The sequence below is a fragment of the Bombella favorum genome, assembly GCF_014048475.1.
Taxonomy (GTDB): Bacteria; Pseudomonadota; Alphaproteobacteria; order Acetobacterales; family Acetobacteraceae; genus Bombella; species Bombella favorum.
Map to the genome: position 1 here is coordinate 358,404 of NZ_NWUS01000002.1, position 13,461 is coordinate 371,864.

Here is a 13,461-nt window from a genome sequence, read left to right on the forward strand (position 1 = left end):
CGCCTTGCCCCATGTCAGTTCAGGGAGGCATCCACAATCTGTTTCAATTTGCGTCTGAAATCCTCTAGGTCGGTATCCCGCTTTACAGCCTCCAGGGCAGACTGGCGGATACTCTGCCAGAGTGTTTCATCGCCATACAGCTGCTCCACAGCTGCGGCAAAACCTGCCGGGTCGGCTCCGGATGCGCTCAACAGGCTTTCCCCAGCCTGCCAGCCTACCTCCTCCCGGAGCAGGTCTGTTACGACCATGGGCAGCCCCCGAGCAGCGGCCTCGTGGACCTTAAATGGCAACCCACCAGCGAAACGTGTCGGTGCCACAAACACCCGATACTGGTCAAACAGGGCATCCAGATCATCCACCGGCCCCAGAATCTCAACACGATCATGCTGCCCTAGCGGGGTCATATCTACCGCTGGGTGAACATAGCCTGCAATATGCAGGCACACACCCTCCGGTAGAGCCTTGATGAGGGGTAATACCTCCTCAACAAACCACTTCATACTATCATAATTGGGAGATGCCTCACTATGGAAAGCTCCCAGGAAAAGAATGTCTCGCCGCTCCCCATAAGGCCGGGGGGTCGGTCTAACCGCCATCCCATGGCCTAGAACCATCACATTAGGATAGCCTGCCTGACGAATCAGATCGGCATCATGCTCGGTCACAGCCACGATCTGCTGGCAGTAATGGGCGCAGCGCAATTCCTCCGCTAGCAATTTTTCCTGCTCCGCTGCCCATTCCTGCTCTGTTAGTTCTGGTGCCGGGCTACCATCGGCCATAAGACCCGTCACACGCTGCTGGAGAAGGGTTCTTGGGGCTGCCACGACCTCCGTATCCAGAACGGACCCGCAATGCGGTAGGAAGCGACTTGCCTCATTCAGCAAGGGCAAGAGACGAGCCATGTTATGAGTCCGCCCCACCCAGAGCAGGTCATAATACCCGGCCCGTTCCTCCAGAAATGCCGGCAGTGTGGACATATCTTGATTGAAAACCAGCTCCACTTCCTCCGGGAAGTCCCGGTAAAGCAGGAAGGGCGGCGTTTGTTCCCGCATAACGGGGAAGACCGTCACATGATAATCCAGCGCCACAAGTGCACGGACAATATCATTGGACCGCACATAACCAGACCCCAAACCCCGTAAGGGAATCCGGTCCTCAATCAACAAGACACGCTGACGCTCCGGTCGGCGTCGCTCACGACCCAGCAGAGCATTGCGGATATGCTGAGGCTGCTGCTGCCGGAGAAACTCCTGATGCTGCTGGGCGAAGACCTTCCAGTGCCGCTGGATAAGCTGATGAGACCCGCTCTGCCCAGAACTGCCGAACTCTAGATGCTCGACCATTGCCAGAGGTTCATAAACGATCCGTGCCCCGATCTTCTGAAGCCGGACACACAGGTCCGTATCCTCGAAATAGGCAGGCCAATAGCGGGTGTCATACCCGCCCAGCCGCCGTAGAAGCCCCGTCCTAACCAACAGAAAAGCCGCCGATCCGTAATCGACCTCCCTGCTGAAACTAGCCTCCGGAATATTGGGGTCATCCTGCCGCCGGTACCCGTAAGTTGCCCCGTCCCGCCAGATGATGGACCCTGCCTCCTGAAGGTACAGATTAGTCCGTACCAACCGGGCAGCTACCGCACCGGTTGTATCAAGGCGATACAGACGCTTCAAAGCATGATGCAGAGCATCAGGGTAAAGCCGTACATCGTTGTTTAGATAGAGGACGACCGGCGCCGTAACATGGGCCAATGCCTCGTTACAGCCCAGCAGATAACCGATATTCACCTTGTGCCGAAGGATGATCGCTCCCTCGACAAGCTGCTCCAGCCCGGATGTCTCATCACGGGAGCCTGAATCCACAAGGATCAGCTGGATCGCCCCATCATACCCAGCCCGCAGAGATGCCAGAGCCTGAAGGGTCAGGTCGATCTGGTCATGCACGACCATAATGACGCTGACCTCCGCCATGCCACGCACACGGAAATCCAGCTTCCGACGTGCCAGAGCGGGAAGATACAGAGCTGCATCATCCCGAAAAAGCTGGCGTGTCTCCTCCTCATCAGGCAATGGCTCTTCATGCTCCACTGGCACAGCCTGACCATGCTTTTCCGCTACCAGACGAGCGAAGGGACTATCGTACACCCCCCCCTCACAATCCGACCAGACAAGCGGATGCCGCTTGTAAGAGGCTAGATCAATCCCTTCTGCGGGGGAGCGACCCTCATGCGCACCGAATAGAACGAAATGTTCATACCCATTCCGCAATCCCGTACCCCCTACGGAGGGCAGAATGTCCGGTGATGTCCTACGGTAATAGGCTTCATCAAACCAAGCAGACGGACTGAACGCATCCGGTGTCGGATTGGTCAGATAATGATGCAATGCGTTGCCGTACTCGCCGGCATCAATAGCCTCCTGCACCTGCGGATATGTCTTCAGATACCACGCAGCATCAAAATACCACGAGATTGGTTCAGCATCCACGATATGAGACGGCAGAGCCAACCACGAGGCTAGTAGCCCCTCCGAGCCAAACCATTCCTCGTAGCGCTCTGCCATTTTCTGAAGCAGGACAACATCAACAAAAGGCCCAGCCCGGAAACCATGCATCTCGCCATAGGAGAGATAATGATCATACCCATTACGGAAGCCACGTTCTGCTAAATACCGGTCTGTGAGCTCCATATACCGGCGGCGATAAGCCACCTCATCAAACAGCCAGTGCGGTGACAGACGGTGATACCCTTCCGCACAATAATGCTCGAAGCCAGACTTCCAGCGTTTTTCCAGCAGGCCACGCCGGACCTCCGGATAAGCCTGCCTGTACCAGATTTCATCGAAATACCGGTTGGGCGAATGCCCCCTATGGCAGCCTATATCTTCGTAGAAACGCTGCGGATCATCATAACCATGCTGAAACATCAGCTCCTGCGCATCGGGATAGCGCAGTAAGTACCATTGCGGTTGAAACTCCAGCCACCGGGGGGATAAATCCCCCGACGAACCAGCTTTCATCTCCGTCATGTCGGAACTCATTGCCTGGATTGACGGTGAGATAGATCTAGCACCAACCGCCGGATACGCTCCTGCTGCTCGTCTTTTGGCATTTCACGATACAGCGTCCGACAGCGTCCGCCTTCCATCTCCATGCAGACATCCGTCACGACCGTGCCGAACAACTCCCCGACGATGTTCACCAAGGCCAGATGCCAGACACCAGACATTGGGCGGACCCGCCCCTTCCACGGTCTCAACATCCCCTCAAACCCAGAGCAAAGCGGCGCATCATTATGGGCTGTCCGCACGTCATCCCGTGCGAAGCGGGACATAGCAAACAAGACGATCTCATCCGTCTCTGCCCCAACGAGGGCCACATAAGCCGTACCAGAACGGCCCTGCCCCGCCATGAAGCTCCAGCCCCGAACGGCAACACCGCCTACTTCTTCCGGTGAGATACCCTGATCTTTACTCTCATCGGCTGTCAGCAATTCCAGACGGTCGAAGAAGTAGAACTGCGTTCCATGCTCCTGCGCAAACAGGCGCCCCCTTGGGAAGCGAGTCAACGGCACACCACGCAGCACGTTGTCATTATTCACAACCCGGTAGAAGTCGCTCAGGATCGTATCATTACTCGGCTTGAACGACCGGATGCTCCTGACCTTGCTACCTTCGACCTCCAGGCCGTAGGAAAGAAGCTGGAACGCCCCACGGCCATTGATGGAGTTGACGATACCGATCCGGTACCAGCCCTCACACCATTTACCACGCAGAGCCGCCTTGACCGAGAAGCCCGAACGCCGTGGCACATCGGCACCAAACAGCTCGCAAATATCTCCGCGGCTCTCCCGCTCGCTCTTCAGGAAGATCAACGGATTCTGCTCATCCTCGCTGATCAGCACAACATGCAGCTGCCCCGCTGTCGTGATGCTGGGGAGGAACAACCAACCACGAAGATGAAACTCATCAGCCGGTTTGAATGTCTTCTCTGCACCCTCGACAAGAACATGATGGCAGATATCATCCAAGTAGCAATTAGCACCCTGAATGGCGAACCAGTCGTTGATATGTGTCGGTAGGCTAATGGCCACATCCCGCACCAACGGCGGATCGAAAATATGCCGGGGCGGAGCCTGATTCTTCCAAGAGGCTATGGGCAGAATACCAAGCTGCCCAGCATCCAACATAAGATCGGACACGCCAAGCAGACGCTTCGGTGCCAAGCTCTGATACAGCTTGAACAACCCCGCAGCATATTCACCTTCATGCGTCCAGAGGTCAGGTGTAATGGCCTTCATCATCTTCTGGCGGATATCTTCGGAAGACCGCAGGAGCTCCAGCCGCTCCAGCACGACATCTGGCCGACCAACCGGTACTTTGAAGCCGTTGACGCTATCCGTCACCCGGTCATCCAGTGCGCCAATTGCCGTGACGATAGGCACAAGCCCATACTGCCATGCCTCGGACAAGGAGATGCAGTAGGTCTCGGGCCATATGGACAAGAACAGAGCTACATCAGCCTGTTTCATGACATCCGTATTACCAATGTCATACCGCCCATGAACCGTCACATTCGGGCGGTTCAGGTTGTTTAGCACTGGCTGATAGTCTGGATGGACATAACCCAGGATATGGAAATGGAAGTGATCCGGATGGGCTGCCTCGATTAGGGAGAGAATGGTATCTGCTCCCTTAGTCCGGGCAAAATTGCCAACAATGGCCACACCCAACGGACGTTCCCCGAGAGGCTCATACGTATTGGGGATAACCGGCACCGTTACATCAGGGCTTGGGATCCCATTAACCAGACTGACCTTCCTATCCAGGACAGGGTAAATTTGATGCATGAAGTCCCGGGAATGAGCCGTACCAAACATGATGGCATCAACATGATGCAGCATCCGGTCGATGAAGGCACGGCGTGTCTGTTCCCCGCCATACTCAACCCCCTCGGCCTGCTTCAGCATGATATCCATGGCGAGAACAGATTTAAACTGATCCTCCACATGCCGCATTTCCTGATTCAGCAGGTTATAACGGGACGATACCAGCCAGAAATCATGCGCCGAGAACAGCACGCCCACCCCACTTGCCTTAGCAATGAGTGGCAATGACAGGGCGTGGTGCCCGAGGTGCTGGAAGTGGACAATGTCGATATTGTACTGGCCCAGCACGCTGGAGAATACTGTTTCTTCCTGCGCATCGCAGACAACATCATCCCAGCTACGTTCAGCAACGTCGAAACGCTCCAACTCGTGCCCGTTGGCAGAGAGGAGGCGGCAGCTTGTCCCCCGCCGCAGCCAGAAGAAGAACTCCACATCCCGGCCAAGGAAGGAGCAAAGCTCCCGCTGGTAAACCTCGACCCCACCCCAGACCTGCTCATGAATGGTGGAGTGAGTGCACATCAACACCCGCAGGCGGTCACGCCGTGGGGTTGGCACCACATTGGCCGGCGCATGGCATTTGAACTCCGCCTGCGTAATCTTACGGATGACCTGCAAACGATGGGCATAAAGATGCCGCCCGATAACCGACTTCTGCGCCGCGCGGGCAGAATCCTGCCGCAGCTTGCGGTCGTTCAGCAAGCGGGCAATATGCTCCACCACTTCATCGTCATCATAAGCCAGATGGACGCCATCTACACTTTTAAAGTGTTCGACATCCATACCCGGAGCGACTTCAACAACCTGTGCTGTTCCCGCCAAACCGAGCTCAAAATAGCGTGGGCCCGGTGCTGTGGCCTGGCTGACATCGCCGTGGCTGGCATAGTCCCGGAACATTGTCAGCGTTACGGCACTGACATTTGCAAAATCAATAAAGGCCTCATGGCTGACAGGCCTCTGAAGGGCCAGTGCAGCAATATCATCCGGTAGAGGCGGCAGATACTCATTCCCCGGGCAGACAAGCTTCAGTCGCACATCGGGGAAGCTGGCCAGCACACGCCGCAGGGTGCGCACCCGGTTGGGCCACATCGTGCCAGCAAAAAACAAATCATACTCACAATCCGCAGCATTCAGCACAGGCCGTTCATGCAGGCTCGGGCTTGCGGCTAGTGGCAAATAATGCCCCTTACCTTGGTAAACCGGTACAGAAGCAGGATCGTTAGTGAAAATATAATCGAACAGCGGGGCGAGCTGGGCGTTTACCTCCTGCATGAAGGGGTCTTCAAACGTCCAGAGAATCACAGTCTTAAAAGCAGGCCGTACACGGCGGATCAGGGCCTGATTAATGCGCTGCCCATCAATACAAAGCAGGGTATCGTGCTGCCCGGAGGCCGCAGCACTTGCCAAACTCAGATTATCAGCAACAAGGATGTTCTCTTTCCCGAACAGCTCTTCCGCTGCACGCTGTATTGCCAATGTCAGGTAGGCATTCGGGTTATGGGTATAATTTGTGTTGTAAATGATCGCCATTGCTAGCCCTAAATCTTTTAGAGAGAACCCATCTTGCAGCCGATTGCGCAGACGGGCCATGATAACAACTTACTTACAAAAAACGAACCCATTCGGAACACAACCCCAACAAAATGTTAAGGCCGCCCTTATAAAACGATAAAAGGGCGACCAGCTGGCCGCCCTTTTACCACCCTAAATCATAAAGAAAACATTAAAATTTTCCCCATAATCTAGGTTATACCTCTCAATCTTCGGAAGTGCGACGACGAATAGCCGCACCCAGAATATCACCAAGAGAAGCACCAGAGTCGGAAGAACCGTACTCGCTGATCGCCTGCTTGTCTTCCTCGACCTCACGGCCACGAATCGTCAGGGACAGCTTACGGGAAGAACGATCCAGACCAACAACCTTGGCATCGACCTTCTCACCAACAGCGAAGCGTTCCGGACGCTGCTCGCTCTTGTCACGGGCCAACTCACCACGGCGGATGAAGCCTGTCAGGACATCATCAACCTTGACCTCAATCCCGTTGCTCTGAACAGCCGTCACAACGCAGGTGACAACATCACCCTTGTTGATGCGGTCCAGCACATCGGCAGCCGGGTCTTCCTGAAGCTGCTTGATACCCAGAGAGATACGTTCTTTCTCGGCATCCACGTCGAGAACCTTGGCCTGAACAACCTGGCCCTTCTCGTAGCGCTTCATGACCTCTTCGCCGGCCTCATCCCAAGACAGGTCAGACATGTGAACCATGCCATCGATGTCAGCGGACAGACCAATGAACAGACCGAACTCAGTGATGTTGCGGATCTCGCCTTCGATGACAGAGCCAACCTTGTGCTCTTCAGCGAACTGCTCCCACGGATTGCGCTGAACCTGCTTCAGGCCCAGAGAAATACGGCGCTTTGCGCTGTCCACATCCAGCACCATGACTTCGACTTCCTGAGACGTAGCCACGATCTTGCCCGGATGGACGTTCTTCTTCGTCCAGGACATTTCGGAAACGTGGACCAGACCTTCAACGCCCGGCTCCAGCTCAACGAATGCACCGTAATCCGTGATGTTGGTCACGCGGCCCGTAAAGCGGGCATTGACCGGATACTTAACGGCCACGTTCTCCCACGGATCAGCCTCAAGCTGCTTCATGCCCAGGGAGATACGCTGTGTATCGGAGTTGAAGCGGATCACCTGCACGCGGACAGGCTGGCCGATCTGAAGAGCTTCAGACGGATGGTTGATGCGCTTCCAAGCGATGTCGGTGACATGCAGAAGACCATCAACGCCGCCGAGGTCAACGAACGCACCGTAATCGGTGATGTTCTTGACGACGCCATCAAGGATCATGCCTTCCTTCAGGCCCTGGATCAGCTCAGAACGCTGCTCAGCACGGGTCTCTTCCAGAACGGCACGACGGGACACAACGATGTTGCCACGGGCACGGTCCATCTTCAGGATCTGGAACGGCTGCGGCTGGCCCATCAGCGGCCCAACGTCACGCACGGGGCGGATATCAACCTGGCTGCCCGGCAGGAAGGCCATGGCGCCACCCAGATCAACCGTGAAGCCACCCTTCACACGACCATAAATCGTGCCGTTGACACGCTGGTTGTGTGCAAAGGCGCTCTCCAGAGCGGTCCATGCCTCTTCACGACGGGCCTTCTCGCGAGACAGCACGATGGAACCGTCACGGTCCTCGTAACGCTCGATGAACAGTTCAAACACATCACCCGGCTTCACATCCGGGGTTGTGCCCGCAGGACCGAACTCACGCAGAGCCACGCGGCCCTCGCTCTTCAGGCCAACGTCGACAATAGCGTGATCGTCCGTCAGGCGGATGACACGACCGCGGACAACGGTACCGTCAAACGCACTGTCGCTACCCAGTGTTTCATCCAGCAGGGCAGCAAAATCTTCTTTACCGTGTTCCGGTGTATTCTGAGTGGCAGAAGCCATGTATTTCCAGCATTCCAGAGTGCCGCAGCCTATAGACCCGACACCCAGCCATGCGCCACTTTTCAAGCCCACAACCTCTAGGGTGGATCAACAAAAAGTGCCGTCTCCTCCCAGCCCCACAGCCCGAAGCGGAAGTCATCATAAATCGTATATCCCCTACCCTATGGCAGGGAATTCGTAATGCCGTGGGCTGTACGACATCACGCTTCCCTCACCAACACGCATAAAGGGGGAACTGTCAACAGCGAAGATATGAAAATCAACGCCGGATGATGCCCTTTTCCTGTAGAATCTGGCAGACATGGTCCAGCACACCAGCCGCATCAAGATCGTCCGTAACGACCATCACGGCATCCTCGGCAGGCCGCAGCGGCGCAGCCGCACGGGCAGCGTCCTGTTCATCCCGTGTATTGATGGCGGCAATCTCCTCGGCCAATCTGGCCGGATCTGTGCATGGCTGCCCATGACGCTGCTCATACCGCCGCTGCGCCCGAACCTCCGGTGAGGCCGTGATGAAGAACTTAGCCGGCGCATCCGGGAACACGACTGTGCCAATGTCACGACCATCTACTACCGCCCCACGGGCACGCCCGAAATGACGCTGCCGCTCCAGCAGGGCCGCCCGGACCTCGGGATGACGGGCCACAATGGACGCCGCCTGATCTACCTCCGGCTCCCGCAAATCATTCCGGCGCATATCTTCCGGCACAAGCTGGCGGGCTTGTTCTGGCCCATCATGAGCTGGGTCCCCCCCCTGATCCAACACCCGACGGGCAACGGCCCGATAAAGAAGCCCCGTATCCAGATAGGGAAGCTCCAGCACCTCTGCCAACTGGCGGGCTAACGTGCCCTTCCCTGCGGCAGCGGGGCCATCAATAGCGATGACTGGATATTTTGCGCTCCGCTTGCTCATGGCTTCAGCCCCGCTCCGAGCGTATTCATCAGCGATACGAATCCGGGGAAGCTGGTCTCGATAAACGCTGTATCGTCAATATGAACAGGCCGTTCAGCCGCAAGCCCCAGCACGGTAGCACTCATGGCTAGACGGTGATCCATATGGGTTTGGACCTTCCCACCACCGGGCAGGCTCGTCTGCCCTTCAATAATCAGGTCATCCCCTTCGACATGCACTTTGGCGCCATTGGCCTCCAGCAACGCTACAGTAGAGGCCAGACGGTCACTCTCCTTCACCCGCAACTCGGCAAGACCACGCAGGCGGGATGTTCCTTCCGCAAAAGCACAGGCAACGGCCAAAACCGGATATTCATCGATCATGGAAGGCACACGCACAGCGGGCACGTCCACAGCCTTAAGCCGTCCCGCACGGACATGCAGGTCTCCGATAACCTCGCCGCCCTCGGTCCGCTCATCACGAAGCTCAAGGGAGGCCCCCATTTCCTTCAATGTCTTGAAAAGACCCGTCCGCAATGGATTCTGCCCCACAGCCTCTACAACAATCTCCGAACCCGGCACGAGCAGAGCCGCCACAACTGGGAAAGCCGCTGATGATGGATCCCCTGGTACCAGCACATCCTGCGCCACAAGACGGGCCGGGCCTTTCAGCGTGATGCGACGCCCAGCCTCGGGCAGCTCTTCAACCTTCACCTCTGTACCGAAATGGCGCAGCATATTTTCAGTATGATCACGGGTTGGGGCAGGTTCTTCTACCACCGTTTCGCCTTCACAATTCAGGCCAGCCAGCAGAATAGCCGACTTAACCTGTGCTGACGCCACCGGAAGACAATAATGCAACGGCTTACCCTTACCCGTGCCCTCTACGGCCATAGGCAGTTTATGTCCTGCACGTGTAACGAATCGTGCCCCTGTCTTGCTCAGCGGTACACTGACCCGCCCCATCGGACGACCACGCAGAGAGGCATCCCCCGTCATGATGCTCATAAAAGGATGAGTCGCCAGAACACCGCTCAGCAAACGGGCTGCCGTGCCGGAATTACCCATATCCAGCACATCAGCAGGCTCTTGCAGCCCATTTACACCGCAGCCATCCACAATCCAGCGGCCATCCTTCTGCACGACCTTCGCCCCAAGGGCACGCATGGCCTCTGCCGTACGCAGAACATCCTCACCTTCTAGCAGGCCGGAAATATGAGTCCGCCCCTCTGCAAGGGCAGCAAACATCAACGCACGATGGCTTATGGATTTATCTCCGGGAACACGGATCCGCCCGGCCAGCCCAGCTGGGGCGGAGGAGACGGTCAAAGGACGCTGTGCTGTCATAATCCTGCTTCACATCATCAAGGGTAAGATCATACAATTAGGCCAGACTACTCCATTCATCTGGAAAAGTCTGTCCCCTTCATGTCGCAATTCTGCCGATAGGAACGCGCCATGCAGAGGGGCTTCCCCCCGCTACCACCACACAGAGAAATATTTGACAGCGGGGCATTTCAGTGGCATGGCCCAGACACTTCTATTCTGTGGCAATATGGGCTCCAACATTATGGCAAAACCAGAACTCGGTCTGAAACGGACATGCGTTGACTGTAATGCACGCTTCTATGATCTCAACCGCGTACCGGCTGTCTGCCCGAAATGTGGGACAACCCAGCCAACCAATCTTTCCCGTCTGAAGAAAGAAGACGAGCTCGCTGACGAGAAAGACAAGAATCTCGCTCAGGAAGAGCATGAGGATGATATGGACATTGATACCGGTGATGACGATGATGTCATCTCCGATGACAATGATCTGGATGATGATGACGATATCAGTCAGGACATCGAAGTCTCGACCGACAAAGATGACCGGGACGATTCATAAGGGCCGTCCCCCTTTGTATGGAGTGACCCGCTTTCGGCAGGGCTCCTCCCCTCGCAGGAGCCGCATCCTTCCCTGGATGCGGCTTTTCTGTATGACGGGCCTTTTACTAGCCAGCACAACAGCGCAAGCCCACAGCGGGCAGGCTAGCCCTCACGACATCACACCCCGCCCCTCCACACCGGCAGCCCTTGCTCATGAGCTAGGGCAGCGGGACAGTGCTACCGCCGCCCTACAGCAGCATTGCTCCCTCCCCATCACGGCCAGCCTGCTCGACAAACATGCATCACCTGCCCTGCAACGAGATGCCCAACAGGCCTTACAGGTGCCTCCCACGGCACGACTGGAATCCCGGCACGTTCAGCTCCTTTGCGGCCCACAAATACGATCGGAAGCATGGAACCTATACCTGCCCGATCGTCTGACACCACAAGCCCGCCACCTATTGGCCAGCACGCACGTACCGTTCGGAAAGGCCATTGGAGAGACAAATTTCATCCGCCAGCGGCTAGGTAGCCATTTCACCGATCTACCCCCCGGCATTGGCCTAGAAAATCGGGCCATCCTCCGCCGCAGGACAGATAAACAAGGTTTTGCCTATCTGATTGAGCGTTATACGGCTGCCGCTCTGGATGTTAGGAAGCCGCAGGCGACCAGTTCAAATGCTGACCACCGTCAGGAGCCAGCATCTGGCCCGTAATAGAAGGCAGCATCAGAAACATGCGGGCAATGGCAGCAATCTCATCCGGGGAAGCTCCCCGTTGAAGAGGCGTACTGCGGCACATACTCTCGAAATGCTCCAAAGACTGCCCCTCTGCAGGCAAGACCGGCCCCGGCCCAATGGCATTAACCCTAATGCGCGGTGCCATCCCCAACGCCATGCTACGGGTCAGGCTCCATAAAGCGGAACGGGAGACGGTATAGCTGACGAAATGGGGCGTCAGATTCCAGACACGCTGGTCCAACATATTGATGATCAGCCCCTCAGCACCTTCTGGCAGAGATTTGGCCACGGCCTGAGAGAGAACGAACGGGGCCCGGAGGTTTGGCTCCATATGCGCATCCCAGCTTTGGCGGGTCACGCCGCCCAGCTCGTCCCGTTCAAAAACAGATGCGTTATTAATGAGAACACCGACCGGCCCCAGCTGCGCCTCAACCTCGGCCAGCATGGGCAGCAGAGCCGTTTCCTCGGCCAGATCAGCCTGCACGACACAGCCACGGCCCCCAATATGCTTCAACAAAGCCTCGGCTTCATCACGGCTACGGCGGCAATGGATAGCAACGGCAAACCCTTCACGGGCCAACATCTCCACCATAGCACGGCCAAGACGACGTGCCCCGCCTGTCACCAACGCAACACGGGGCATATGAGGCGACAGACCAACCATGCTTACAGAACCTTTCTGGACGAGAGGGCCGCCGCCAATGTGCCTTCATCTAGCACATCCAGCGCACCCCCCATCGGGACACCATGCCCCAGACGGCTTACTGCTACCCCATATGGGGCCAGCTTTTCCTGTAGCCAATGGGCTGTGGTCGCACCCTCTACCGTGGCACCAAGAGCAAGAATGACTTCCTCTACTCCACCGGCCTGAATACGCTCCATAAGACCCGTCAGATTGAGATCATCCGGCCCACAACCAGAAAGAGCGGACAAGACACCGCCTAACACTTGATACCGCCCCCGGTGCATCCCGGCCCGCTCCAACGCCCAAAGATCACCCACGCTCTCCACCACACAAATGACAGAGGAATCACGCTGGGGGTCTGCACAAAGGGAACAAGGTGTGCAGCTATCCAAATTGCCGCACTGCGGGCAGGTATGGATCGCCCTTGCTGCCTCCTGCATGGCGTTTATCAGAGGCTGAAGGCGTGTTTCTGGGGCCTGCAACAGAGCCAGAGCCGCCCGGCGGGCCGAGCGAGGACCAAGACCGGGCAGGCGGGCCAGACGAGACATCAGGGCTTCAATTTCAGGGCTTATGCGCACGTCGGACCCCTATCTCCTTGTCCTCTTCAGAAAGGCATATCCATGCCCGGCGGCAACTGTAGGCCACCAGTGACTTTCTTCATCTCTTCCTTACTAATCGCTTCTGTCTTTTTGCGGGCATCCGCAAAGGCAGCCAGAATCAAATCCTGCAAAGTTTCCATATCCTCTGGATCGGCCAACTTAGGATCAATGGTGATACCGGTCAGCACGCCCTTGCCTGTCAGTGTCAGCCGTACAAGCCCGTTGCCAGCTTCGCCATCAACCTTCATGGATTCCAGCGCAGCCTGAGCCTCTTTCATGCGGGCCTGCATCTGTGTGGCCTGCTTCATCATACCGGCAAGATTCTTCATTGT

General features: G+C 56.6%; 10 protein-coding genes. 2 read left to right on the plus strand and 8 right to left on the minus strand.

The window, feature by feature from the left end; translation table 11 throughout:
• Positions 1 to 14 precede the first annotated feature (14 nt).
• The 5 genes from CPA57_RS06865 to aroA form a co-directional block, all read right to left on the minus strand.
• The gene (locus CPA57_RS06865) at positions 15 to 3,023 is read right to left on the minus strand and encodes a glycosyltransferase (protein WP_182082063.1); all 3,009 of its coding nucleotides are present in this window, start codon (positions 3,021 to 3,023) and stop codon (positions 15 to 17) included.
• A gap of 8 nt (positions 3,024 to 3,031) precedes the next feature.
• Entirely contained in the window at positions 3,032 to 6,469 is a 3,438-nt protein-coding gene (locus tag CPA57_RS06870) for a glycosyltransferase (RefSeq protein ID WP_229709315.1), read from the minus strand.
• Between the two features lie 166 nt (positions 6,470 to 6,635).
• Positions 6,636 to 8,345 (minus strand): 30S ribosomal protein S1, encoded by a 1,710-nt coding sequence (rpsA, locus tag CPA57_RS06875; RefSeq protein WP_182082064.1) that lies wholly within the window; start codon positions 8,343 to 8,345, stop codon positions 6,636 to 6,638.
• A 259-nt stretch (positions 8,346 to 8,604) separates the two neighbouring features.
• On the minus strand, positions 8,605 to 9,258 hold the full coding sequence (locus tag CPA57_RS06880) for a (d)CMP kinase (protein WP_182082065.1): 654 nt from the start codon (positions 9,256 to 9,258) through the stop codon (positions 8,605 to 8,607).
• Positions 9,255 to 10,583, minus strand: a complete 1,329-nt coding sequence (gene aroA / locus CPA57_RS06885) for a 3-phosphoshikimate 1-carboxyvinyltransferase (RefSeq protein ID WP_182082066.1) — start codon at positions 10,581 to 10,583, stop codon at positions 9,255 to 9,257. Before aroA ends, CPA57_RS06880 begins: the two co-directional genes overlap by 4 nt.
• A 223-nt stretch (positions 10,584 to 10,806) precedes the next feature.
• Here aroA and CPA57_RS06890 point away from each other — a divergent pair, with 223 nt between their 5' ends.
• On the plus strand, positions 10,807 to 11,124 hold the full coding sequence (locus CPA57_RS06890; RefSeq protein ID WP_077396310.1) for a TIGR02300 family protein: 318 nt from the start codon (positions 10,807 to 10,809) through the stop codon (positions 11,122 to 11,124).
• A 91-nt stretch (positions 11,125 to 11,215) separates the two neighbouring features.
• Positions 11,216 to 11,821 carry a hypothetical protein gene (locus tag CPA57_RS06895; protein ID WP_182082067.1) on the plus strand — a complete coding sequence of 202 codons (606 nt, stop codon included), beginning with the start codon at positions 11,216 to 11,218 and terminating at the stop codon, positions 11,819 to 11,821.
• On the opposite strand, the gene CPA57_RS06900 is transcribed toward CPA57_RS06895, so the two are convergent.
• The 3 genes from CPA57_RS06900 to CPA57_RS06910 are packed head-to-tail and all read right to left on the minus strand — an operon-like array spanning position 11,757 to position 13,458.
• Positions 11,757 to 12,509 carry an SDR family oxidoreductase gene (locus tag CPA57_RS06900; RefSeq protein ID WP_182082068.1) on the minus strand — a complete coding sequence of 251 codons (753 nt, stop codon included), beginning with the start codon at positions 12,507 to 12,509 and terminating at the stop codon, positions 11,757 to 11,759. The genes CPA57_RS06895 and CPA57_RS06900 overlap by 65 nt on opposite strands.
• A gap of 2 nt (positions 12,510 to 12,511) precedes the next feature.
• A complete protein-coding gene (gene recR, locus CPA57_RS06905; protein ID WP_195805437.1) occupies positions 12,512 to 13,078 on the minus strand; it encodes a recombination mediator RecR in 567 nt (188 codons plus the stop codon).
• A gap of 56 nt (positions 13,079 to 13,134) precedes the next feature.
• Positions 13,135 to 13,458 (minus strand): YbaB/EbfC family nucleoid-associated protein, encoded by a 324-nt coding sequence (locus CPA57_RS06910; protein ID WP_077395948.1) that lies wholly within the window; start codon positions 13,456 to 13,458, stop codon positions 13,135 to 13,137.
• Positions 13,459 to 13,461: the final 3 nt, after the last annotated feature.

Coding starts and splice junctions, on each gene's coding strand:
- CPA57_RS06865 (WP_182082063.1), bottom strand. CDS start 3,023: ATGACGGAGATGAAAGCTGGTTCGTCGGGGGATTTATCCCCCCGGTGG.
- CPA57_RS06870 (WP_229709315.1), bottom strand. CDS start 6,469: ATGGCCCGTCTGCGCAATCGGCTGCAAGATGGGTTCTCTCTAAAAGAT.
- rpsA (WP_182082064.1), bottom strand. CDS start 8,345: ATGGCTTCTGCCACTCAGAATACACCGGAACACGGTAAAGAAGATTTT.
- CPA57_RS06880 (WP_182082065.1), bottom strand. CDS start 9,258: ATGAGCAAGCGGAGCGCAAAATATCCAGTCATCGCTATTGATGGCCCC.
- aroA (WP_182082066.1), bottom strand. CDS start 10,583: ATGACAGCACAGCGTCCTTTGACCGTCTCCTCCGCCCCAGCTGGGCTG.
- CPA57_RS06890 (WP_077396310.1), top strand. CDS start 10,807: ATGGCAAAACCAGAACTCGGTCTGAAACGGACATGCGTTGACTGTAAT.
- CPA57_RS06895 (WP_182082067.1), top strand. CDS start 11,216: ATGACGGGCCTTTTACTAGCCAGCACAACAGCGCAAGCCCACAGCGGG.
- CPA57_RS06900 (WP_182082068.1), bottom strand. CDS start 12,509: ATGGTTGGTCTGTCGCCTCATATGCCCCGTGTTGCGTTGGTGACAGGC.
- recR (WP_195805437.1), bottom strand. CDS start 13,078: ATGTCTCGTCTGGCCCGCCTGCCCGGTCTTGGTCCTCGCTCGGCCCGC.
- CPA57_RS06910 (WP_077395948.1), bottom strand. CDS start 13,458: ATGAAGAATCTTGCCGGTATGATGAAGCAGGCCACACAGATGCAGGCC.